Origin of the sequence: Bradyrhizobium macuxiense (assembly GCF_001542415.1) — a bacterium.
In the GTDB taxonomy this organism is placed as follows: Bacteria; Pseudomonadota; Alphaproteobacteria; order Rhizobiales; family Xanthobacteraceae; genus Bradyrhizobium; species Bradyrhizobium macuxiense.
On record NZ_LNCU01000125.1, the window covers coordinates 1 to 23,270 of the forward strand.

Genomic DNA, 23,270 nt, shown 5'->3' on the forward strand with positions numbered 1-23,270 from the left:
CTAGTACCCGGAATCAGAGTTGATTGATACGGCGGCCCTTGAAACGGCGTTGACGGATCTTTTTCTTGGTCCAGACGAAGGGCTCGGCTTTGTCGTTGTAGGCGTTGACGTAGGCATCGATGTGTTCCTGAAGCTGCTTGAGGCTTGTGAAGGAGGTGCCGCTGAGCGACTGCCCCTGCAGGATTGAGAACCATACCTCGATCTGGTTGAGCCAGGACGCACTCGTCGGTGTGAAATGGAATTGCACATTGGGATGGGCCTTGAGCCAGCTCTCATTCTTCTTGTGGGTGTTGAGGTTGTCGAGGATGACGTGAAGCTTTCGGCCCGGAAAGGCCGCGGTGAGGCTGTTCATGAAATCGAGAAACTCGACACGGCGACGGCGTTTTGAATGCGTAGCGATGATCTTTCCGGTGGCGACTTCGAGCGCTGCAAACAATGTCGTGGTGCCATGCCGCTTGTAATCGTGGCTCTGGCCGGTCAAGGCGCGGCCATTGGGCAACTTCAGATAGCCCTGCGCTCGCTCCAAAGCCTGGATCGAGGGCTTCTCGTCCACGCAGAGCACAATAGCCTTCGCCGGCGGGGCGACGTAAAGGCCAACGACATCGGCGGCTTTGGCCGTAAAGTTCGGGTCGTTGCTCTCACACCAGGACTTGCGAGCCGCGAGGTCAATCTTGTGGCTGCGCAGGAACCGCCAGACATATTGGACGTCAACATCGCCTAGCGCCTCGGCCAGCAGAGGGCCGGTCCAGCGCGCAAACCCTTGCGGGGGCGGCTTATCCAGCAGCTTCAGAATCCGCTTGTCGGTCGTCTTCGTATAGATCGGCTGCTTGCCGGGCCGCGGCTTGTCTTGCAGCCCTTCAAGGCCTTGGTCGGCATAGCGATGCCGCCAAACGCTGACAATCCGCGGCTGGACCCCAACTTCCTTGGCGATCGACCGGGTGCTGCGCCCGTCCGCCGCTAACAGGACTATCCGCGCCCGCTTCAAATCGCGCTGCAATGTCATCGGTGAGCGACAACACGCCTCAAGCACCTTGCGATCTTTCCTCGAAAGGCGGACTTCTCTTGCTTCGGGTATCATCCCGACCTTGAATCACGACTCACGTTCCAAGAAAAGCGGGTACTAGGCCGTGTACCTATAAGCCCCGCAGCGTTGTGTGACTGGTGACTACGTCCGCTTGGCTCACAGCGACCTGGTTCGTGCGGCAGCGCAGTATGTCGCGACGGGCCATAAGCGGTCATTTGCTCCTTGTGAAGGCAGCCGACACCTCCCAGCTTCTGTTCGCTACGTCTCGCGGGTAATATTTTCAACTGCCGTTGCTCTTTCTGAACGCGACAACCCTCATAGGGGGCGGGATATGCCAATTCAGGTGTCGAACCAGCCGGACGCCTTTCGAGACTTTGAGCGAAGCGGATGGAACGCAGTGTCCGAGGGTTACGAAGCTGTCTTTGGTCCGCTGACCGCGCAGTCGGTTGATGTCACGCTCGATGCTGCTGGGGTCATTGGCGCATGTGACGTGCTCGATGTCTGCACGGGACACGGTGTGCTTGCCCTGGCTGCTACGGAGCGCGGGGCCAAGGTATGCGCTGTCGACTTCTCGGAGGTCATGGTCGCCGCCGCCCGCCGGAACGCTCCGTCGGTCGATTGTCGCCAAGGGGACGCGCAAGATCTGCCATATCCCGATAATGCGTTCGATGCCGTCGTTTGCGGCTACGGTATACTCCATGTCCCCGAGCCGGACCGCGCTTTGGCGGAAATGCGTCGTGTTCTTCGTCCCGGCGGCCGCGTGGCGATCAGCGTTTGGGAACGCCCCTCGCCAGCCAATGGCTTCGGCCTTCTTTTGGGGGCGGTGAAAGCTCACGGGCGTCTTGACGTTCCCCTGCCGCACGGACCCGATTTCTTTCAGTTCGGCGATCCGAAGGATATGAAGGCCGCGCTTGCGCAAGCGGAGTTCTCCGATGTCGCTGCGGTTACTGTCGCTCAGATGTTGCTGCTGGAAACTGCGGCCGGATTGGTCAATCTGCCGTTGCAGGGAGGAGTAAGGATGAGGGCCCTGCTTCTTGCGCAAGACAGCACAGCTCTCTCGGCAATCAACGTCGCCGTCGCTGAAGGAATGGATCAGCTATTCCGAAAGGAGGACCGCTTCCAGGTCCCCATGCCCGCCATTCTTGGAAGTGGGGTAAAGCCGCGACAGGAATAGGTCCCATCCTATTTCCGATGGAGCACCGTGACGCCGATCGCTTGGCATGGCGTTTCGCTGGATCGACCCCGGAGACTTACGACTGACGACTGCGCGTTACGCGACAGGATCGCGGGCAAGCCCCATCGCCCGTAGCGCCGACACAAACGCCGCGAGGCGCTGCTCGCGATAGGCGGCCTGGTCGACGCCGTCATAGTTCATGAAGCCCTGCCCGGTCTTCATGCCGATGCGTCCTTCGCGCATGTTCGACGCGATGATCGGCGGCGCGGCGTAACGGCCGTCACCCAGCGCCTCGACCAGATAGCGGCTGGCATGATGCAGGATGTCGCCACCACCCCAGTCGATGAACTCGAGCAGGCCCAGCACCGCGAAGCGGAAGCCGAAGCCATGAATGACGGCCTTGTCGATATCCTCGGCGGACGCAACACCCTCTTCGACCATGCGAGCCGCTTCGTTCATCGCCAGCGTCTGGATTCGCGGCACGATGAAGCCCGGTCGCGCGGCGCAGACGACCGGGACCTTGCCGATCCCTTCGAGCAGCGCCTTCATCCGCGCCGTGGTCTCCGGCGCCGTAAGCTTGCCCGGCGATATCTCGATCAGCGGCACCAGAAAGGCTGGATTGAGCCAGTGCGCATTGAGGAAGAGACTGGGGTGCTCGATCGAACCGGCGAGATCGTCGACCAGGATGGTCGACGTGGTCGAGGCAATGATCGGACCTTCGCCGGCAAGCCGCGAGGCCTCGGCCAACGCCGCCTGCTTCAGCTCGAGGATCTCCGGCATCCCCTCGAAGATGACGTCGCAACGCGGAAGCGACGCTGCCGCCTCCTGCCGGGGCACGATCGTGATCCTTTCGGCGATGGTGGACACGAGCCCCGCGGGCAGGAGATCGATGCGCGAGAGGATATCGAGCGTTGAACGGATTTCCGCCCTTGCATCGGCCGCCAGCGCCTCAAACGCCGAAGCTTCCCGCTCCTTGAAGTCGATGACAACAACCCGGTATCCGGCGAACGCGAATACGACGGCAATGCCTCGCCCCATTCGTCCGGCGCCGAGGCATCCGATGACCGGCTTCATCGAAAACCCTCCGCGAGAAGATTTTGCAATGCAGCCCTGTCGAGGTTTCCAAGACCGAGCGATGACAAGGTCCGGCCGGTCGCCGCAAGATTTTCGCCCGTGACGGCCGAGCCGATCGCGAGGAACGCCTTCACCAGCGGCGTCTGGACACCGGCAAGATCGCCCACGGAAGCCAGGAACGACAGACCCAGGCGCAGGTCCTCCAGCATATAGCGGTGCTCGGTCAGAACGAGGCGTTCGGACCAGTCACCGGAATCCGTGAGCTGCTCATGCGCGTCGCGCGCATACATCCAGGGCTCGCCATCGCGTGAATAGTGATCCGCCAGCGGGAAATGCGGACCTCGATAACCGAGCGCCTCGCGGATCGCGATGCGTTCGGCGTCGAGCGCATCGGTGACGCGGCGGATCGCCGGCTGGGTTCCTTCCTTGTGGATGTCCCACTTGTCGAAGTGTTCGATCGGACCGGCATTCATCGTGATCAGCGGCGGGTGGATAATGGGGCCGGCATTCATCAGCGCTCCCGAGAGCGCATCGCCGCACGGCTCGATGGCATTCGGAAACGCGCGTCCGATCACATCCAGCGCGTGACGGGCGAGACGCGACGGAAACACGCCGGTCGGCAACCGTGCGCCCCGGCCCGAGATGCGGACGGCATAAGGGCCCTGCTTGCGCGCAAGCCACGGCAACGTCCCTGTCTCGGCGGTCGCGATCTCCGCGTGATTGCCGGCATCACGCGCGGCGCGGGCGAAGATGTAGGAGCCGAACGTGCCCGGCGGCAGGAACACGACCTGGCCGCTGCGCAGATGCGGCGCTGCCAGCTTGGCAATCGCCGGCTGCGCGAACGCCGGCGCCGGACACAGGATCAAGTCGGCGGCTTCGACGGCTTCCGCCATCGACGGGGTGATAGCCGCGAGCCTGGCATCGCGGCGGCCCGCGCGGTCGATGACGGTGATCGTGCCGCCCTGAGCCCGATGCGCCTCGACATCGCCTGGATTGCGCCGCCAAAGCCAAACTTCGTGCCCTGCCAGCGCTAGATCCCCCGCAGCCGCGAACGAACCATTCCCCCCACCCAACACTGCAATCTTCAAGATGTCCTCCGCTTCAAGTCGTTACGCAGGCGTCGTTTCGCTGTTCTTTTCCTGCCAGGCTGCCCAGGTCGGTCGATCGATCTGGAACAGCTCAGCAGAGCGCGCGTACCAGCCGCTGCCGTGCATGCGGGCGATCAGGCGTAGCGCCTGGGTATCGATGTGGCAGCGCTCCCTGTCCATAATCACCGCATCGTCGACATGGGCCCGGACCACACGTCCGATCACCACGGTCTGCCGCGGGCCAGTTACGAGCGAAGCGAGAACCCGGCATTCGAACGACACCGGCGATTCGGCGATGCGCGGCGGGCGCACCGCCTGCGAGGCTGCCGGCGTCAGTCCCGCCAGCTCGAGCTCGTCGATCTCGGGCGGCGCATCGATGCAGGTGATGTTCATGGCCTCGGCGTTGCGCTCGGCCACGAGATTCACGACGAATTCCCCGGTCTCGAGAATATTCGCCGCAGTGTCCTTGAAGCGCTGCGCGCCCGCCAGAAGCCCGATCGCCACCGTCGGCGGCTCATGCCCCATCACATTGAAGAAGCTGAAAGGCGCGGCATTGATCACACCGCTTACAGAGAGTGTGGTGACCCAGGCGATCGGCCGCGGCGTCACCGTGGCCGTCAGGATCTTGTAGCGGTTCTGCGCTTCCAGCGTCTCCATATCGAAGATCATGCCGGCCCCTCAGATCGCCACCACGGGATGGCGGAGCCGGCCGATGCCGGTGACCTCCGCTTCCACCACATCGCCCGGCCACAGCCATTCCTTCGGGCTGCGCCCGGCGCCGACGCCCTCGGGCGTTCCGGTCGCGATGATGTCGCCTGGCTCGAGCGTGATCGCGGCCGAAATATCCGCGATCAGAAGCGGGACCTTGAACAGCATGTGTCGCGTATTCGACCGCTGCTTTTCGACGCCATTGACGGTCAGCCAGAGATCGAGCGCGTGCGGGTCGGCGATTTCGTCCGCGGTGACGATGCATGGACCGAACGGCGCGTAGGTGTCCTGGCCCTTGGAGTAGATCCATTGGCCGGCGCAGCGATTGTCGCGCGCGCTGACGTCGATCATCACGCTATAGCCGAACACGTAGTTGAGCGCGTCCGCCTCCGCCACCCGCCGTGCGGTCCGCCCCATCACGACGGCAAGCTCGACCTCCCAGTCAAGCTGCTGCGTGATCTTCTTGTTGTGCTGGATCGCCTCATCCGGTCCGATGACGCTAGTCGGAGGCTTCGAGAAGATGATCGGCTGCTTGGGCAGATCCTTTGCGGTGTCGAGAGCCCGCGAGGATTCCGCGACGTGCTCGACATAGTTCAGGCCAATGCCGAAGATGTTCTTGCGCGGCCGCGGGATCGGCGCCAGCAGGCGGACATTGGCAAGCGGCAACGCGGCGCCGACCGGCCAGCGAGCTTTGCCCTCGTTCAATATCGCCTTGAGCGCCGCCAGCGCCTGCGGGCCGAGATCGATGAAATCCAGCATCGACGAAGGAAGAAGCGCTCCGGCGTGCTGGCCGGCCTTCTCGACATCGACGACCAGATCGTCGACAACCGCGCCGAGACGGGCGGCAGCTTCAACGCTGCTCCGATAGGTCACGAGACGCACAGGTTTCTCTCCTAGGACACGAGGGGCTGGCGACCGCCATTGTCGCCGAAGGCTTCCTCGCGATAGAGCCCGAGCGAGTGCATGACCGGCAGATCGTTGAACGTGAACAGGCAGGCATCCTCGCTGGCGGAAGCATTGGCGTGCTCATGCCAGGCCCAGGACGGCACGCAGAAGATGTCCCTCTCCTTCCAGTCGAACCGCTTGCCGTCGATGATCGAGTGGCCGCGGCCCTTGGCGACCTGATAGATGAAGCTGCCGGTGTGGCGATGCGCTTGCGTGCTCTCGCCCGGCCGCAGCATCTGCATCGACGCCCCGATCGTCTGCATGACCGGGCCGCCGGTCACCGGATTCACGTAGTTCATCAGCAGACCGTCGTAGGGCGAGCCTTCGGTGGCCTTGGCATAGCGCTGCAGGGCCTCGTAGGTCGGCCCCCACTCATATTTCAGGAGCGGTGAATAGCCCCTGGACCATTCGGCACCCGCAGGACGCAGGCCGGGATTGCCCCAGGAGTGCGTCATGTCGTTCACGGGATAGCCGACGCGCTGCTGTAAGTCGGGGTGAACGACATAGAAGTTGGCTTCGAGCGCGTTGACCAGGGGGATGTCGAGGCCATCCTGCCAAATGCAGGGCGTGCCGTCGCTGGAGACGCCATGCTCGTGCCAGGTGCCGTTCGGCGTCAGCACGAAGTCGTTGGCGCCGAGCGTCATCTTGTGGCCGTCGACGATGGTGTAGGCGCCCTCGCCCTCCATGATGAAGCGCAGCGCCGATGCCGAATGGGCGTGCGCTGAAGCGACTTCGCCCGGGTGCATGACCTGCAGGCCCGAATACAGCCAGCCGACTGCGGCGGCATGCTCGCGTCGGCCGGGATTGTTCAGGTAGATGACCCGGCGTCCGGCCTTCTCCGGCGACACCAGTTCGACCGAGCGCAACACATGGGCGCGGAGGTCCTCGTAGCGCCACAGCACTGGGACGGAGGATGATTTGGGCTGCCAGGGCTCGATCTTGTTGGCGACCGTCCAGAGCGCGCCGGCCTCCAGCCGCTCCAGTTCGTTATAATAGGCGAGCAGCTCGGGCGTGTCCTCGACATTGGCGCGTCCGGCCACGTCTTCCCGATGGTTCTCACGCGCTTTGCCTGCCATCTCGCCCTCCTATCCCGGGCGCCTTCGGCGCCTCGTCGTCATTGACCCCAGCGCGGTCCTCGATCAGGCCCCTTTCAGGACGTCGCGGCCGATGATCAGCTTCTGAACCTCGGTCGCGCCTTCATAGATGCGCAAGGCACGGATCTCGCGATAGAGCTGCTCGACGATCTCACCCGAGCGCACGCCCCGCCCACCGAACATCTGCACGGCGCGGTCGATCACCGTCTGCGCGGTTTCGGTCGCGACCATCTTGGCCATCGCCGCTTCGCGCGTCGTGGACGCCTTCTGCACGTCACGCCGCCAGGCCGCCCGATAGGTGAGAAGCGCGCTGGCATCGACATCAGCGGCCATGTCGCCGAGCGCAGCCTGCGTCAATTGCTGGTCGCCCAGAACGCCGCCGAACATCCGCCTGCTTTTGGCGTGCGCCGTCGCCTCGTCGAGCGCGCGGCGGGCGAATCCCAGCGCGGCGGCAGCAACCGACGCACGGAAGATATCGAGCGTGCGCATCGCGATCTTGAAGCCTTCGCCCGGCGCGCCCAATAGCCGCGCCGCCGGAATCCGGCAGCCCTCGAAACGCAGCGTCGCCAACGGGTGCGGCGCCATCACATCGATGCGATCGGCGATCGAAAAGCCGGGATCGTCCGGGAGGACGATGAAGGCCGAAATGCCGCGCGCACCCGGCGCCTCGCCGGTTCGCGCAAACAACGTGTAGACATCGGCAATGCCGCCGTTGGAGATCCAGGTCTTCTCGCCGTCCAGGATGTAGTGGTCGCCCTCACGCCTTGCGCTGCAGCCCATCGCCGCGACGTCGGACCCGGCGTCCTTCTCCGACAGGGCAAAGGCGGCGACCCATTCGCCACGCCGCGCTTTGGGCAGCACCAATGCGCGCAACTCGGGCGAACCCGATATCGCCACCGCGCCGGTGCCAAGCCCCTGCATCGCAAAGGCGAAATCGGCAAGCCCGCTGTGCCAGGCCAGCGTTTCGCGGGCGAGACAGATCATCCGGGAATCGATCACCGCATCCATCTGGTCGCCGGCGACCGACGCCTCGAGCAGCCCCGCGGCACCGAGCCTGCGAACCAGCGAGCGGCAGGTTCCGTCGACATCACCGCCATGGGTATCGCCGAGATCGGCGGCAAACGCATCGAGCGCGGCTGCGTAGTCGCTGTGGCGGGACTCGAAGAACGGCCACGCGAGGTGATCGCGCGATGGCCCGCGTAATGGCGAAACCGGGGTCATGTGACTCTCCCGCAAAGGCCGCACGCCGCGAAGCGCAACGCGCTCCAATAATGTTTCACTCTTAAAATATCTTGTCAAGCAAGCCGATCCAACCGTGAAGCCACGCTGCTGCGCACAAATCCTATGAAACAAGCTTCAGATTGCGCGCCGATCGGCGCATGACGTTCCCGAGCACCGAAACCCGCGAGTTCGATTGACATCATTTTTGTTTGATGTCTAAACTATATTCGGTCGTCCGCAACACCGTGGAAGTCTCGAGGAGACGAGCATGGCAGAACGCTCTTTCGCGCGCGAGGTGGAAGACCTCAAGCTCGGCGCCGGCCAGGAATTCCGCGGCGAAGGCATCCTTGCCATTACCAAGGCCCTGCTCGAATGCGGCGTCAGCTATGTCGCCGGCTACCAGGGCGCGCCGATCTCGCATCTGATGGACGTGCTGTCGGACGCGCAGGATATCCTGTCCGACCTTGGCGTGCATTTCGAAACCAGTGCGAGCGAAGCGACCGCGGCCGCGACGCTCGCTGCATCGGTGATGTATCCGATCCGCGGCGCGGTCACCTTCAAGGCGCCGGTCGGCATCAATGTCGCGTCCGACGCGCTCGCCAACCTCACCTCGGGCGGCGTGACCGGCGGCGCGCTCATCATCATCGGCGAGGATTACGGCGAAGGCTCCTCGATCATGCAGGAGCGGTCGCACGCCTTTGCGATGAAGTCGCAGCTCTGGCTGGTCGATCCGCGCCCCGACGTGGCCTCGATCGTCAAGGCCGTGCACGATTCCTTCGAACTGTCGGAGGCGTCGAATACGCCTGTGATGCTGGAGGTTCGGATTCGCGCCTGCCACGTGCACGGTCGCTTCGCCACCCGCGATAACGTCCGGCCCAGCTTTCCGCTGTCGCGCGCGCTCGAGCAGCCGCAGCGTGACACCAATCGCATCGTGCTGCCGCCGGCCTCCTATCTGCACGAGAAGGAGAAGGTCGAGAAGCGCTGGCCCGCGGCGGTCGACTTCATCCACGCCCGCGGTATGAACGAGACGTTCAACGGCGATCTGGACGACATCGGCATCATCATGCAGGGGGGCATGTACAACGGTGTCGTCACGGCGCTGCGCGAGGCCGGCCTCGCCGACATCTGGGGCGAGACGCGGGTTCCGCTCTATGTGATGAACGTGACCTACCCGATCGTCGACCGCGAGGTGATCGAGTTCTGCCGCGGCAAGAAGGCCGTGCTGATGGTCGAGGAGGGTCAACCCGAATTCATCGAGCAGGCGCTGCACAAGATCCTGCGCAACGCGGACATTCCGGCCAAGCTGCACGGCAAGGACCTGTTCCCGATGGCCGGCGAATACACCGCGCAGGTGATGAGCCAGGCGATCGGCGCCTTTATCCGCCGCTGGCGCCCGGACGCGCTGCCGGATTCCGCGCGCGCGCCGAACATCGACCGCGTCGAGGTCGACGACAAGATCCGCGCACTTGCCGACGTGGTGCCGCCGCGGCCGCCGGGCTTCTGCACCGGCTGCCCGGAGCGGCCGATCTTTTCCGCGATGAAGCTGGTGGAGAAGGAACTCGGCCCACACCATGTCGCCGCCGACATCGGCTGCCACCTGTTCTCGATCCTGCCGCCGTTCAATATTGGCGCCACCACGATGGGCTACGGCCTCGGCCCCGCGTCGGCCTCGGCCTTCAACGTATCAGCGGCGAAGCGTTCGATCTCGATGATGGGCGACGGCGGATTCTGGCACAACGGGCTGACCAGCGGCGTCGGCAACGCCGTCTTCAACCAACACGACGGCGTGATCGTGGTCGTCGACAATTACTATTCCGCCGCGACCGGCGGCCAAGACATCCCCTCATCGCGTGCCGACAACCGCTCGCGCTCAACCAAGCATCCGATCGTCGAGGCAGTGAAAGGCGTCGGCGCCAAATGGGTGCGCCAGATCGACCGCACCTACGACGTGACGCGGATGCGCGACACCCTGCGCGAGGCGCTGACCACGGAGGAAAAGGGACCGAAGATCATCGTCGCCTCGTCCGAGTGCATGTTGAACAAGCAGCGCCGCGTGAAACCTTTGGTGGCGGCCGCCACCAAACGCGGCGAGCGCATCGTGCGCGAGCGCTTCGGCGTCGATGAAGACGTCTGTTCCGGCGACCATGCCTGCATCCGCCTCTCCGGCTGCCCGTCGCTCTCGGTGAAGCCGACCAGCGACCCGCTGAAGGACAATCCGGTCGCCGCCGTCGACAACAGTTGCGTCGGCTGCGGTCATTGCGGCGAGGTCGCGGACGCCGCCGTGCTGTGCCCGTCCTTCTATCGCGCCGACATCGTGTCCAACCCGACCACGTTCGAAGCGCGGTTCGACCGTCTTTGGCGGCGCATGATCGGCGCCTTGCAGCGCTGGCGGGCCGGGCGGCGCGTCCTATTCGAGCAGGAGGCGGCATGAACGTCTCGGTCGCGCCCTCCTCTGTCGGCCTCAGCCAGGCCCGCCCGATCAGCGTCGCAGTGCTTGCGATGGGCGGCCAGGGCGGCGGTGTCCTGGTCGACTGGATCGTTGCGCTCACCGAGCGCCGTGGATGGTACGCACAATCGACGTCGGTGCCCGGCGTCGCCCAGCGCACCGGCGCCACGATCTACTACATCGAGATGATCGCGCCCGATGCGAGCAAACCCGATCGCCATCCCGTGCTGTCGCTGATGCCCGCGCCAGGCAAGGTCGATATCGTGATCGGGGCGGAACTGATGGAAGCCGGCCGCGCGATCCTGCGCGGACTGGTGTCACCCGACCGTACGCTGTTGATCGGCTCTTCGCACCGCTCCTTGGCCGTGATCGAGAAGACGGCTCCCGGGGACGGCACGGCCGACGCATCGCAGGTCTACGACGCCGCCAATGTCGCCGCCAACCGCTTCATCGCGTTCGACATGGCCGAGATCGCCGATGCCACCGGCAGCGTGGTCTCCTCGGTGCTGTTCGGCGCCCTCGCCGGCTCCGGCGCCCTGCCCTTTGCGACCGACGATTTTGAAGGGACGATCCGGGCCGCAGGCGTCGGCGTCGAGTCCAGCCTGCGCGCGTTCGCCGCCGGCCGCGAGCGCGCCGCCGCTGCGCTGAAGCAGGACCCAAAGGTCAGGCCCACGGCAAAGCCGCCGCTCGCCAAGCGCTTTCCGACGCTCGAACCGATCGGTCATGCCGGCTACGACGCGCTGGTCGCGCGGGCGCGCCAGTTGCCGGCTGAGCTGCACGGTATCGTCGCCGCCGGCTTGCAGCGCGTGGTCGATTTCCAGGATGTCGCCTATGGCGGCGAATATCTCGACCGGCTTGAGGCCATGCCGCGCGATGCGACCGGTTTGCTGCAAGCCTTCGCCAAATATCTCGCGGTCGCGATGGCCTATGACGACGTCATCCGGGTCGCCGACCTCAAGACGCGCGCAGGACGGTTCAGCCGGGTGCGCCGCGAGGTGCGGGCCGGCGACGACCAGGTCATTGCCATCACCGAGTTCTTCCATCCGCGGATCGAGGAAATGGCGGGACTCTTGCCGCCGCGGCTTGGCGAGAGGATCGAACGCAGCGAGCGGCTCGCGCGGCTGGTCGATCGCGGACGCAAACTTCGCACCACCGCGCCGGCGTCCTTCCTGCTGCTGTACTGCGTCGCAGGCTTGCGACGCTTCCGCCGTGGTACGCTCCGCCACGCGCGCGAGACGCGTCATCTCGACGATTGGGCGCAGCGCATCCGGAAATTCGCGGCAAGCGATATCGCGCTTGCCACCGCCGTCTGTGAGGCCCGCCGCCTTGTCGGCGGCTATTCCGACACGCATTCCCGCGGTGAATCGAAGTTCGACAAGGTCATGCGGGCATCCGAACGCCTGGCCGGCCGGCGTGACGCCGCCGAATGGGTGCAGCGGCTGACCAAGATCGCGCTGAAGGATGCCGATGGTGCCGAGCTCGACGGCGCGTTGCGTACCGTCGAGACGCTGTTCGAGGACGCCTGAGGATGGATCACTTCGAAGTCGTGGTGTCGAAGGCCGAGGCGCTTACGCCGCGCATCCGCGAACTCGTGCTTTCCCGCGCCAATGGCGCGCCGATGCCGGGCTGGGCCGCGGGCGCTCATATCGACGTCCATCTGCCCGATGTCGGCCGGCGCTCCTATTCGTTGATCGAGACCGGTTCGCCGCGCGCGGCCGAGCATCCGACCAGCTATCGCCTCGCCATTCTGCAGGAAAGCAAGAGCCAGGGTGGCTCGACCTTTATGCACGGCCTGAAGATCGGCGATCGCCTGACGATCTCCCCGCCGGCGAACAACTTTCCCCTCGGCTCCGGCGCGGGCGAAGTCGCGCTGGTTGCGGGCGGCATAGGGGTCACGCCGCTGCTCACGATGGCCTGCGAGCTGAGCGCCGCGAAACGGCCGTTCTCGTTCTACTATGCTGGCCGCAGCCGCGCCGAACTCGCATTCCTCGGCGAGATCGAACGGCTCGCCAGCACCAATGCGGCCATCCACGCCGACGACGAGGCCGGCCGGTTCTTCGATCTCGAAGGCCTGATGACGCGGCTTGCGCCCGACGTGCCGCTCTATCTCTGCGGACCGCTGCCGATGATCGAGGCCGCAATCGCGCTGGCGAAGCGATTGAACTGGCCGCAAGGCCGGCTGCATTTCGAGATCTTCAGCGCACCCGAAGAAAAGTCCGGCGACGATAGTTTCGAAGTCGAGCTCAAGAGCAGCGGCCGCGTCTACGAAGTTCCAGCCGGCAAGACCATCCTCGACGTTCTGCTCGAGGCTGGTGAGGATCCCATACACGATTGCAAGCGCGGCGATTGCGGGATTTGCCAGACCGGGGTGATCGAAGGCATCCCCGACCATCGCGATTACATTCTGAGCGACAGCGAAAAAGCGTCGAACAAGGTGATGCAGATCTGTGTTTCGCGCGCGAAGACCAAGCGTCTCGTGCTCGACCTGTGACGGAGGAACACATGTCCCGATATGCCGGCAACTCCGCGGCGATCCGCGCTCTGGTCCGCGACCAGGAGGTTCACCGCGACGTCTATGTCAGCGAGGAGGTGTTCCAGCTCGAGATGGAGCACATGTTCCCGAACAGCTGGGTCTATGTCGGCCATGACAGCCAGGTGCCCAATCCCGGCGACTATTTCGGCACCACTATAGGCACGCAACCGGTCCTGCTGGTCCGGCACAGCGACGGCAAGGTGCATGTGCTGCACAACCGCTGCCCGCACAAGGGCACGCGCATCACTTCCGAGACCTGCGGCAACACCGGGAAGTTCTTCCGCTGCCCCTACCATGCCTGGAGCTTCAAGACCGACGGCTCGCTGCTCGCGATTCCCCTGAAGAAGGGTTACGAGAACACCGGCTTCGAACAAAGCCACGCGGCGAGCGGAATGGCCCCGGTCCGCCATATCAGAAACTACCGTGGCTTCGTGTTTGCCAAGATCAACGACGGCGGCCTCGATTTCGAGGAGTTCTTCGGCGAGAGCCTGTCGAGCCTCGACAACATGATCGACCGTTCGCCGGTGGGCCAGCTCAAGGTCGCCGGCGGTGTGCTGCGCTACATGCACAATTGCAATTGGAAGATGCTGGTCGAGAACCAGACCGACACCTGCCATCCGATGGTGGCGCACGAGTCGTCGGCCGGAACCGTGGTCGAGGTCTGGAAGAAGGCACCGCACGGCACCAGGAAGCCGATGGCGGTCGAGATCATCGCGCCCTTCATGAGCCCGTATGAGTTCTTCGAGAATATGGGCATCCGGATCTGGGACAACGGCCACGGTCACACCGGCGTGCACCACTCGATCCATTCCGACTATTCGGCGGTGCCGGGCTATTTCGAGAAGATGACGGCGGCCTATGGCGAGGAACGGGCCAAGGCGATCCTCGGCGAGGCCAGGCACAACACGGTCTACTTCCCCAACATCATGATCAAGGGGCCGATCCAGCTGTTGCGGCAATTCAAGCCGATCGCGGCCAACAAGACACTGGTCGAGTCCTGGACGTTCCAGCTCGTCGACGCGCCCGACATGCTGCTCGAGCGCACGCTGATGTACAACCGCCTGATCAATGCGCCGACCTCCATCGTCGGGCACGACGACCTCGAAATGTACGAGCGCGCGCAGGAGGGCCTGCATTCGAACGGCAACGAATGGGTCAATCTCCAGCGCCTCTACAGTCCCGACGAAGCCGGCCAGACCAACGTTGCCATCAACGGCACCAGCGAGTGGCCGATGCGTCACCAGTTCCGGGCGTGGACCAAATTCATGACGATGGGGATGTGACATGACGATCGTTGCCGAAGCCCCCCTCGTGAATACGGTTCCGACGGATCAGGAGTTGATCGACTTCGTCGTGCGCGAGGCGCGGCTGATCGACCAGCAGCGTTTCGACGAATGGCTCGCGCTATATGCCGATGACGCCTTCTACTGGATGCCGCTGGAATGGAATCAAACCGATCCGCGGCTGACCTGCTCGTTGATGTACGAGGACAAGCTGCTGCTGTCGATCCGGGTCGAGCGGCTCAAGGGCGCGCGAACCTTCAGCCAGAAGCCGAAGAGCCGCTGCCATCACGTGCTGCAGACGCCGCAGGTGGATTCACGCGACGCCGCCGCCAACCGCTACGTCACCTGGACCCCGATGCATTATATCGAGACCCGCCTGGACGAGCAGACGCTCTATGCGGCCTGGGCCACGCATCATCTCAGTGTCGAGGACGGCAGGCTGAAGATCAAGCTCAAGCGTGTCGACCTGATCAATTGCGATGCGGCCTTCGGCAATATCCAGCTCTTCATGTGAGGCAAGATGAGCGTGGCCAACTACACGGCGATCGTGACTGGCGGCAACACCGGGATCGGTGCCGCGATCGCACGCGGCCTTCTCGCCGAGGGATATCACGTGATCTCGCTGTCGCGGCGCAAGCCGGACTGGAGCGATCCAAAGCTCTCCGCATACGAGGTCGATCTGCTCGACGCGGCGGCGACACGGCAAGTGACCGCGGACATCGCTGCAAAGGTTGCGATCACGCACATCGTGCATAATGCGGGTGCGATCCGTGCCAAGCTTCTGGAAGAGGTCGAGGACGAGGATGTCGGCGCTCTGGCCCAGCTCCATTTCGGCGCCAGCATCGCGCTCGCGCAGGCGGCGCTGCCATCGATGAAGCAGGCGCGCTTCGGCCGCATCGTGCTGCTGTCCTCCCGCGCGGCGCTCGGCGCCGTCACGCGCACGGTCTATTCTGCCACCAAGGCCGGCATCATCGGCATGGCGCGGACCTGGGCCCTGGAGCTCGCCCCGTTCGGGATCACGGTCAATGTCGTAGCACCGGGTCCGATCGGAGATACCGAGATGTTCGAGAGCGTGATGTCGCCGGAATCCGAACGCGCAAGAAAGCTTGCACAGTCGATCCCGCTTGGCCGCCTCGGCAAGTCCACCGACGTTGCGCGGGCGGTCAGCTTCTTCAGTTCGCCGGAAGCCGACTTCATTACCGGGCAAACGCTCTATGTTTGCGGCGGGGCCAGCATCGGATCGATTTCCATTTAGCATCGGTGAGAACGTCAGCCATGGATGCCACGGTCAAACGCAAGGTCCGCTCCCCGAAGAGCGCACGTCCGCCCCCGCTGCAACCGGTCGAACCCGCGCACGAGTCCGACGGCGCGCATCTCGAGCTGCGCATCTGGCTGCGGCTGCTCACCTGCGCGACCAGGATCGAGAAGGCGCTGAACGCACGGCTGCGCAAGGAGTTCAACACCACGCTGGCCCGCTTCGACCTGCTGGCGCAACTTGCACGCAGACCTGACGGCGCCAGCATGTCCGAGGTTTCCGACCTCCTGATGGTCTCAAATGGCGCCATCACCGCGCTGGTGCAGAAACTGGAAGCCGACGGAATGATCCATCGCGAGGTCGATTCCGCGGATCGCCGCACCTTCCGCCTGCGATTGTCGCAAGACGGCGCAAAGGAGTTCGGCCGGATGGCACGCCGGCACGAGGAGTGGGTGATTGCACTGATTGGCGAGCTGTCACCGGTCGCGCAATCCGACCTGCTGCAACACCTGACCCTGCTCAAACGCCGCCTCGATAAGCACGCCTGACGCGACTACCAATCGCCGCCTGAAACAATTATTCACAACGTCCGACAGAAATGATCATCTCGCGCGGCCTTCCCGTGAGCATCAGGAGGACGCCTGCGTGCCCGACATGCTGCCGCCGGCTCCCGTGCTGATCGTCCCTTGGGCCGTATAGGTCTTGCTGTGGCTGGCCTGGCTGTTCTGCGGGCTGGCCGAGGTCTCCACCTGGGTCGTTCCGTCAGAATAGGTGATGGTCGTGGTCGTCATCCCGTTCATCGTGATCGACACCTGGCTCACGACGGTCCTTGCTGAACCACTACCATCGCTCCCCCCGCCGCCCTTTCCCCCGCTTGCGGTGGCCGGCTGGGCATTCGAGCTGGACTGAGCTGATGCATTGGTTGATTGAGCCGGAGCATTGGTGGACTGGGCCGCCGGCTGCGTTGTGGTAAGCCGGCTCATCGCATTGATCGACATCGGCAAGCTCCCCTAAGGGGTTGGAGCGGACGTCATGATTGACGCGTCTGCTCCTTCAACGCAGATCCGGGCTCAAGCAGGCGCGCAAATATGCGGCGGAGGCCGCACGGTTCAGGCGCGCCGCTTCCGCGGACGCGCAACGCCACTTGAGGGAATGTCTGTCCGGTATGTTGCCAGCTGTTTCCGTGCTTTGTCCCGTCGGCCTTCCGTCTGCTGACAAAAGCGCGATCGGATCAGCGGAACTGCCAGCACCAATATGGGTCGCCACGATCGCGACGCTCCGTTACGTCGACGCGAACGAAGCGGTCGTGCGCGAGCGCGGCTCCAACCCATAGCTCGTTCCAGGCATCGAAGACGGCCGACGACAGTGCCTCGCGCTCCTGCATCAAGCGCCACGATGTCTGCCGGACGGTTGAGATCGCGCCTTCCGTCAACACCTCCGCATCGTCTCCCTGCCCGGCCGCAAGCCTGGCGAACGCTGCGGCGAACCCCGCAGCCCCTGCACCGACACCTCCCAAAAGCGCCCCGACCTCGTCGAAGGTGTGCATACCGACCAGACGCGCGGCCGCACCGGCGAGATGGCCGCCCGCTTCAGGGCCGAGCACCGCGATCGTTTCGGGCACGATCGAGGTGATGTACTCCATCGCGTAGTTGCGCAGCACTTTCTGCAGACGGGCTTCGGGCCAGTCGTTTTCAGGAAGCCGCGGCGCGAGATCGGCTCGAAACGGCGGACAGACTTCGCCGGGCGAAAACTGCAGGCGCTCCTCGGGCGCAAGGTCGTGATCCCACTCCTTGTAGTAACCTTCGAGGCCCGGCTGTCCGTCCACAGTCTGGCCCGTGCATACAAACCCCAGTCGGGGATTGCCGAGGACGACGCCGTTGTTGGCGTGCCAACCGCGCAACATGGCGCGCGACACCTCCGATGGAATGCCGCAGATCGCCGTGCCCGACCAGATCCACCGCGGCGGCGGATAACGGACCCAGGCCTTCCTGTCGCTTTCGTAGACATACTCGACCTTCACGCCGCCGACCTGGTTCGACAGGTAGTGATATTGCGCGCAGGCAACGGCGTGAGGGAGGTGATCGAGCCCGAGCTTCTTCAAGCCTGGAACGAAGCGCGCCAATTGCTGGCGCCTGAACGTCCGAAACACCACATCGGCCGCGCGCGCAGCACCGGCCCGGGACGAGATCATCAGGATCAGTCCCGTGAGATAGGAGTGATAGATCAACTCAATGGCACGATAGGCCGCCACATCGTCCTTCGTTGTGCTGCCGGATCCCTGGCTCATTTCTTTTTCTCCAAACCGGCGACGACGAAGTCGGCAATCTGCTCCGCCAGCTTCTTCTTCGCCGTCTGTGTTTCCCCCGAACGCGGCTGGTACCAGCGCGAGGTCCAATTCAAAGCGCCGAGCAGCGGCTTTGCGGCGAGCTTCGCATCGACGGACCTGAACTCCCCGGACTCCACGCCGTCCTTGATGACGCGGATGTAGAGGTTCTCGTTCGCCTCGCGCAGCGCCGCGACCTCCGCGAGCTCTGCCCTTTCGCTTTCGTTGGTGCGCTCCAGAAGATGCAGTTCCAGCCCCTGCGCGATCACGCGCAGATACGGCAGGTGATCGATGACCAGGATCGTGTGCGCGACGGCCATGCCGTGGAGCCGCTCACGCGCGGACAATTTCGCATCGAAGGACGGCCGGATCGCGGCTTGCGTCAGCTCCATGCCGCGGCGATGCACCGCAAAGAAGAGCTCCGACTTGCTCCGGTAATAGTAGTAGATCGCGCCCTTGGTCGAGCCGATCTCGTCGCTGACCCGGTCGAGCGACGTCGCAGCGAAGCCCTGGCGCATGAAGGCACGCGCGGCCGCATCGAGAATGTCGACCCTGCGGTCGGCCAAGGGTTGGCCGGATTCGATCTTGCCCAATCTGCTCACATGGCCCTCCTGCGCCGGCCGCCGTTGACATCACAACATACTACTCGGTAGGATGCAACATACTACTCGGTATCTAGGGACGGATCGGAATCGGTGACGGACGACTATGCGGGGCTGCGCGTCCTCGACGTGAGCCAGGGATTTGCAGGGCCTTATTGCGGCGCGATCCTTGCGCGCGGCGGCGCCTCCGTGATCAAGGTCGAGCCGCCGGCTGGAGACTGGGCGCGCACGATCGGCGGATCGATCGACGGTCACACGGCGTTCAGCCTCGTCCCCAACATCGGCAAGCGCGCGATCTGCATCGACGGGACAAAGCCCCAGGGCCGGAGCGTGCTGGTCGAGCTTGCGAAGTCAGCTGACATCGTCATCCAGAACTTCCGTCCCGGCGTCGTGGAACGGCTGCAGATCGCAGATGCCCAGTTGCGTCCGGCCAAGCCCGATCTGATCTATGTCTCGATCCTCGGCTTCGGTCCGGGGCCTTACGAAAATCGCCCCGCCACCGACACCATCATCCAGGGCTTCACCGGCATGATGGTGATGAACCGCGATGCGCGCGGCGCGCCGCGGCGGATCGGCATGTTGGCGGTCGACACCGCCGCGGGAATCTACGCCGCCCAGCAGGTCGGGGCTGCGCTCTACCGGCGTCTGTCAGGACGCGGCGGCCGTCACATCAAGGTATCCCTGGTCGAAGTCGCTGCCGCGTTCCAGGCCATGCCGATCGTCGAAGATGCGATGCATCGCGATCGTCCGAGCCCTCCTCTCAGCGTGCCGATCGGCACCTTCGCGACGTCAGACGGTCATATCAACCTGTCGTGCGTTTCGACCGCGATGTTCCACGGGATTTGCCGCGCGCTCGACAAGCCCGAATGGGTCGACGATCCGCGCTTCGCGACCGAAGCCGGCCGCCTCGCACACGCCCAGGACATCACCACCGAAGTCACGCGTATCCTTCAAAGCCGCCCGAGCGCCCATTGGATCGGCACCTTCGAGAAGCAGGACGTGCTGTGCGGCCCCGTGCAGGACTACCGGAGCTTTCTCGCCGACCCCCATGTCCGCGGTCTCGGCCTGACGGCGACGCTGCAGGGCGGCGCCTTCGAGGGACTTCCCCTCACGCTTCTGCCCGGCACCGCGGCGCCTGGCACGCGCATGCCCGCCCCGCCCAGGCTCGGGCAGCACACGTGCGAGATCCTCATCGAACAAGGCTATCCGCAAGCGGCGATCGATCGGCTGATCGCAGATCGAACCGTCATCGCGGCAGAACAAGAAAAGGCAGGTGGAAAATGACAACAAGAATGAAAACGAGCGCCGTGGCGGCCGGGCTTCTCATGAGCCTGATGACGTCCTCAGCAATGGCTCAGGTGTCCGATAATGTCGTCCGCATCGGTATCCTCAACGACATGACCGGCATCTACGCGGACGCCGGCGGCAAGGGCTCGATCCTCGCGGCCCAGCTCGCGGCCGAGGATTTCGGTGGCAAGGTCGCAGGCGCGCCGATCGAGATCATCTCGGCCGACCACGCCAACAAGCCCGACATCGCGGCCAATCTTGCCCGCCAGGAATACGATGCGCAGGGCGTCGACGTTATCGCAGACGGTGGATCGTCGGCAGCCGCGCTGGCCATGCAGAACGTGTCGCGCGAACGCAAGAAGATCATCCTGTTGTCCGGCCCCGCCACTGCCGAGATCACCGGCAAGGCCTGTTCTCCATACAGCTTTCACTGGATGTACGATACTTATGCGCTCGCCGCGGCTCCTCCGGCGGGTGTGCTGAAGCGGGGTGGCGACACCTGGTTCTTCATCACCGCCGACTACGCCTTCGGCAAGTCGATGGAGAGCGAGGCGACGAAGCGGATCGTCGCCGACGGTGGCAAGGTTATCGGCGGCGTCCGCGCGCCGCTCGACACGCCCGATTTCTCCTCGTTCCTGCTTCAGGCGCAGGGGTCCGGCGCCAAGGTGCTCGCGCTGGCGACCGCCGGAAGCGATACCAGCAACGCGATCAAGCAGGCGCAGGAATACAACGTGATCGGGCCGAACACGCAGGTCGTGACCTTCCTGATGTTCATCAACGACGTCGACGCCATGGGCCTCAAGAACGGACAGGGCCTCGTCTCTTCGACGACCTACTATCACGACCTCGATGAAGGCAGCCGCGCCTTCGCAAAACGCTTCTGGGACAAGATGGGACGCCCGCCGTCGATCGTGCAGGCTGGCGTCTACAGCTCGGTGGTTCACTATCTGAAGGCCGTCGCGGCGACAGGAACGGACGACGGCGAGAAGGTCGCAGCCAAGATGCGCGAGCTGCCGGTCGAGGACGCCTTCACGCATGGCGCAAAGATCCGCGCCGACGGCCGCCTGCTTCGCGATCTCTACGTCACCGAAGTCAAGAAGCCGGAGGAATCGAAGGGCCCCTGGGACTACTGGAAGATCGTTGCAACCATTCCCGGGGACAAGGCATGGCGGCCCGCCGAAGAGAGCGAGTGCCCGCTGCTGAAGACCCACTGAGGAGCGTCGAGGCATGGCGGATCATCGCAAGCTGATCGTCGAGAACGATGGTCCGGTCACGATCATCACCATCAACCGCCCGGACGTGCGCAATGCCCTCGATAATGAGACGGCGGCGGCGTTGACCGCCGCGCTGCGTGCGTTTGACGCCGCACAAGACCAGGCTGTCGCAATCTTGACCGGCGCAGGGGGAAACTTCTGCGCCGGAGCAGACCTGAAGGAGCTCGCGGCGGGCCGCGAGTACCTGCCCTGGGCGGGTGATCCCAATGGTCCGTGTCACGACTTGCTGTCGAAGCCGGTCATTGCTGCGGTTGCAGGCTATGCCTGCGCAGGCGGTCTCGGCGTCGCGCTGCGCTGCGACCTTCGCGTGGCGGAGGAAGGCTCGACCTTCGCCGTGCTGTCGCGGCGCTGGGGCGTCCCGATGAGCGATGGCACCACCGTGAGGTTGCCGCGCCTGATCGGCGCCGGACGAGCCCTCGACATGCTGCTGACCGCGAGGAAGGTGTCGGGAGCGGAAGCCGTCGCCATGGGGTTGGCCGACCGGCTGGTGCCGAACGAGCAAGCCCNCCCGCCGCTATCGAGCTCGCGCGCGAAATCGCCGCCTTTCCGCAGATCGCGATGCGCTCGGACCGGATGTCCACGATACGGCAGTGGAATCTCTCGGAGGAGCAGGCGATCGCGCTTGAGACCAGTCTGTCGATCGAAGCAAGGCAGAAGGAAGCTCGCGGGGGCGCTGCCCGCTTCGCATCCGGCGCAGGCCGCCACGGTTCGATCGAGAAGGAGTAGAACATGCGCGCAGTGGTCGGGCACCAGTTTGGCGGTATCGACGACTTGCGTCTCGAGGATGTGCCGCCTCCTCCGCTTGCGCCGGGAACGATCCGGATCACAGTCCACGCAGCCGGCGTGAGCTTCGCAAACCTGCTGTTCATCGCAGGCAAGCACCAGAACCGTCCGTCGCTCCCCTTCATCCCCGGGACCGAGGTTGCCGGCATCGTCACCGAAATTGCTCCCGATGTCGCAACGTCGCTGCGTATCGGCGACCGCGTATGCGCCGGATTGCCGTCGGGTGGATTTGCCACAGAGGCGATCGTCGATGCCGACAACGTCTTTGCAATTCCTGATTCGTTGAGCTTTGCCGGCGCGACGCTGTTTCCAACCATCTACGCGACGGCCTATGCCGGCCTGACCTGGCGCGCGAACCTCAAGGCGGGCGAAACCTTGCTTGTCCACGGCGCGGCCGGAGCGAGCGGATTGGCCGCCGTCGAGATCGGCCGCGCGCTGGGGGCCCGGGTGATCGCGACAGCGGGCGGAGACCACAAGCTCGACGCCGCGCGGCGTTTCGGTGCCGACCACGCGATCGACTACAAGCGTCAGGACTTTCGCGAGGCTGTTCTCGAGATCACCAACGGGCGCGGCGCCGACGTCGTGTTCGATCCTGTCGGCGGCGACGTCTTCGACAACTCATTGCGCTGCATCGCCCCGCTCGGCCGCATCTTGCCGATCGGTTTTGCCTCCGGCCGTATTCCCCAGGTTCCGGCCAACATCGTCCTGGTGAAGAACCTGACCGTGATCGGGTTCTATTGGGGGTTCTACATGGCGTGGGGCAAGTCCAGGGCCGACGCAGCACTGCGCGGTCAGGTCAGGACGTTGTTCGCGGAATTGTTCGCACTCTACGAGGCCCGAAAAATCCGCGCTCCGGTTGACCAGACGCTTCCACTCGCGCAATTCGCGGAGGCGCTTCGACGCGTCGAGCAGAGACAGGTCATCGGCAAGACCGCTCTCGCGCCAGGCGATCCGGCATAATCGTCATGGCTGGGCTTGTCCCGGCCATCCACGTCTTTCTCTCGCGGAAACCAAGACGTGGATGCCCGGCCCAAGGCCGGGCATGACGAGTTTGTGGAGCGATCGAGCCCATATGCGATTGCCTGCATCATAAGCGGTATGCGCCGCCAGTGACTTTTTGTCGGCGACGACATCGTCGCCGATGCAGACCGTGCTG

General features: G+C 64.4%; 22 protein-coding genes. 12 read left to right on the top strand and 10 right to left on the bottom strand.

Annotated features, from left to right (window positions below; genetic code table 11):
• Window positions 1–13: 13 nt before the first annotated feature.
• Window positions 14–1,078, bottom strand: a complete 1,065-nt coding sequence (locus AS156_RS38350; RefSeq protein WP_066503481.1) for an IS630 family transposase — start codon at window positions 1,076–1,078, stop codon at window positions 14–16.
• A 277-nt stretch (window positions 1,079–1,355) separates the two neighbouring features.
• On the opposite strand from AS156_RS38350, the gene AS156_RS41590 reads away from it, so the two are divergent.
• Window positions 1,356–2,198: a class I SAM-dependent methyltransferase gene (locus tag AS156_RS41590; protein WP_082747965.1), complete on the top strand. Its 843-nt coding sequence runs from the start codon at window positions 1,356–1,358 to the stop codon at window positions 2,196–2,198.
• A gap of 96 nt (window positions 2,199–2,294) precedes the next feature.
• Here AS156_RS41590 and AS156_RS38365 read toward each other — a convergent pair whose 3' ends face one another.
• The 6 genes from AS156_RS38365 to AS156_RS38390 form a co-directional block, all read right to left on the bottom strand.
• Window positions 2,295–3,272 (bottom strand): 3-hydroxybutyryl-CoA dehydrogenase, encoded by a 978-nt coding sequence (locus AS156_RS38365; protein ID WP_082747966.1) that lies wholly within the window; start codon window positions 3,270–3,272, stop codon window positions 2,295–2,297.
• Window positions 3,269–4,360, bottom strand: a complete 1,092-nt coding sequence (locus AS156_RS38370) for an NAD/NADP-dependent octopine/nopaline dehydrogenase family protein (protein WP_066515482.1) — start codon at window positions 4,358–4,360, stop codon at window positions 3,269–3,271. The genes AS156_RS38365 and AS156_RS38370 overlap by 4 nt, the downstream gene beginning before the upstream one ends.
• A gap of 21 nt (window positions 4,361–4,381) precedes the next feature.
• On the bottom strand, window positions 4,382–5,017 hold the full coding sequence (locus tag AS156_RS38375) for a flavin reductase family protein (protein WP_245313249.1): 636 nt from the start codon (window positions 5,015–5,017) through the stop codon (window positions 4,382–4,384).
• 21 nt (window positions 5,018–5,038) lie between these two features.
• The gene (locus AS156_RS38380) at window positions 5,039–5,950 is read right to left on the bottom strand and encodes a fumarylacetoacetate hydrolase family protein (RefSeq protein ID WP_066515488.1); all 912 of its coding nucleotides are present in this window, start codon (window positions 5,948–5,950) and stop codon (window positions 5,039–5,041) included.
• Window positions 5,951–5,961: 11 nt separating this feature from the next.
• On the bottom strand, window positions 5,962–7,089 hold the full coding sequence (locus tag AS156_RS38385) for a cupin domain-containing protein (RefSeq protein WP_066515490.1): 1,128 nt from the start codon (window positions 7,087–7,089) through the stop codon (window positions 5,962–5,964).
• Between the two features lie 63 nt (window positions 7,090–7,152).
• Window positions 7,153–8,328 (bottom strand): acyl-CoA dehydrogenase family protein, encoded by a 1,176-nt coding sequence (locus tag AS156_RS38390; protein WP_066515492.1) that lies wholly within the window; start codon window positions 8,326–8,328, stop codon window positions 7,153–7,155.
• Between the two features lie 268 nt (window positions 8,329–8,596).
• On the opposite strand from AS156_RS38390, the gene AS156_RS38395 reads away from it, so the two are divergent.
• The 7 genes from AS156_RS38395 to AS156_RS38425 are packed head-to-tail and all read left to right on the top strand — an operon-like array spanning window position 8,597 to window position 16,393.
• Entirely contained in the window at window positions 8,597–10,759 is a 2,163-nt protein-coding gene (locus tag AS156_RS38395) for a thiamine pyrophosphate-dependent enzyme (RefSeq protein WP_066515494.1), read from the top strand.
• Complete coding sequence (locus AS156_RS38400; RefSeq protein WP_066515501.1) at window positions 10,756–12,300, top strand: indolepyruvate oxidoreductase subunit beta family protein; 1,545 nt, start codon at window positions 10,756–10,758, stop codon at window positions 12,298–12,300. The genes AS156_RS38395 and AS156_RS38400 overlap by 4 nt, the downstream gene beginning before the upstream one ends.
• A 2-nt stretch (window positions 12,301–12,302) precedes the next feature.
• Complete coding sequence (locus tag AS156_RS38405) at window positions 12,303–13,265, top strand: PDR/VanB family oxidoreductase (RefSeq protein ID WP_066515504.1); 963 nt, start codon at window positions 12,303–12,305, stop codon at window positions 13,263–13,265.
• Between the two features lie 11 nt (window positions 13,266–13,276).
• The gene (locus tag AS156_RS38410; protein ID WP_066515507.1) at window positions 13,277–14,590 is read left to right on the top strand and encodes an aromatic ring-hydroxylating dioxygenase subunit alpha; all 1,314 of its coding nucleotides are present in this window, start codon (window positions 13,277–13,279) and stop codon (window positions 14,588–14,590) included.
• Between the two features lies 1 nt (window position 14,591).
• Window positions 14,592–15,104, top strand: a complete 513-nt coding sequence (locus tag AS156_RS38415; RefSeq protein WP_066515509.1) for an aromatic-ring-hydroxylating dioxygenase subunit beta — start codon at window positions 14,592–14,594, stop codon at window positions 15,102–15,104.
• 6 nt (window positions 15,105–15,110) lie between these two features.
• Window positions 15,111–15,845, top strand: a complete 735-nt coding sequence (locus AS156_RS38420; protein WP_066515514.1) for an SDR family NAD(P)-dependent oxidoreductase — start codon at window positions 15,111–15,113, stop codon at window positions 15,843–15,845.
• Between the two features lie 20 nt (window positions 15,846–15,865).
• Complete coding sequence (locus AS156_RS38425) at window positions 15,866–16,393, top strand: MarR family winged helix-turn-helix transcriptional regulator (protein ID WP_082747967.1); 528 nt, start codon at window positions 15,866–15,868, stop codon at window positions 16,391–16,393.
• An 81-nt stretch (window positions 16,394–16,474) separates the two neighbouring features.
• On the opposite strand, the gene AS156_RS43195 is transcribed toward AS156_RS38425, so the two are convergent.
• The 3 genes from AS156_RS43195 to AS156_RS38440 all read right to left on the bottom strand — a co-directional run bounded on the left by AS156_RS43195 (window position 16,475) and on the right by AS156_RS38440 (window position 18,770).
• Window positions 16,475–16,636, bottom strand: coding sequence for a hypothetical protein (locus AS156_RS43195; RefSeq protein WP_160331202.1), 162 nt, complete (start codon window positions 16,634–16,636; stop codon window positions 16,475–16,477).
• Between the two features lie 440 nt (window positions 16,637–17,076).
• Window positions 17,077–18,132 (bottom strand): hypothetical protein, encoded by a 1,056-nt coding sequence (locus AS156_RS38435; RefSeq protein ID WP_066515520.1) that lies wholly within the window; start codon window positions 18,130–18,132, stop codon window positions 17,077–17,079.
• On the bottom strand, window positions 18,129–18,770 hold the full coding sequence (locus AS156_RS38440) for a TetR/AcrR family transcriptional regulator (protein ID WP_201456189.1): 642 nt from the start codon (window positions 18,768–18,770) through the stop codon (window positions 18,129–18,131). Before AS156_RS38440 ends, AS156_RS38435 begins: the two co-directional genes overlap by 4 nt.
• Before the next feature lie 93 nt (window positions 18,771–18,863).
• On the opposite strand from AS156_RS38440, the gene AS156_RS38445 reads away from it, so the two are divergent.
• From AS156_RS38445 to AS156_RS38460, 4 genes are all read left to right on the top strand, one after another.
• Window positions 18,864–20,054 (top strand): CaiB/BaiF CoA transferase family protein, encoded by a 1,191-nt coding sequence (locus AS156_RS38445; protein ID WP_066515522.1) that lies wholly within the window; start codon window positions 18,864–18,866, stop codon window positions 20,052–20,054.
• A gap of 8 nt (window positions 20,055–20,062) precedes the next feature.
• Window positions 20,063–21,271: an ABC transporter substrate-binding protein gene (locus AS156_RS38450; protein ID WP_066515525.1), complete on the top strand. Its 1,209-nt coding sequence runs from the start codon at window positions 20,063–20,065 to the stop codon at window positions 21,269–21,271.
• 13 nt (window positions 21,272–21,284) lie between these two features.
• Window positions 21,285–21,837: enoyl-CoA hydratase-related protein (locus AS156_RS38455; RefSeq protein WP_245313250.1), on the top strand; the 553-nt coding region annotated here is incomplete at its 3' end.
• A 223-nt stretch (window positions 21,838–22,060) separates the two neighbouring features.
• Window positions 22,061–23,074, top strand: coding sequence for an NADPH:quinone oxidoreductase family protein (locus AS156_RS38460; protein WP_066515527.1), 1,014 nt, complete (start codon window positions 22,061–22,063; stop codon window positions 23,072–23,074).
• The last annotated feature ends 196 nt before the right edge of the window (window positions 23,075–23,270 follow it).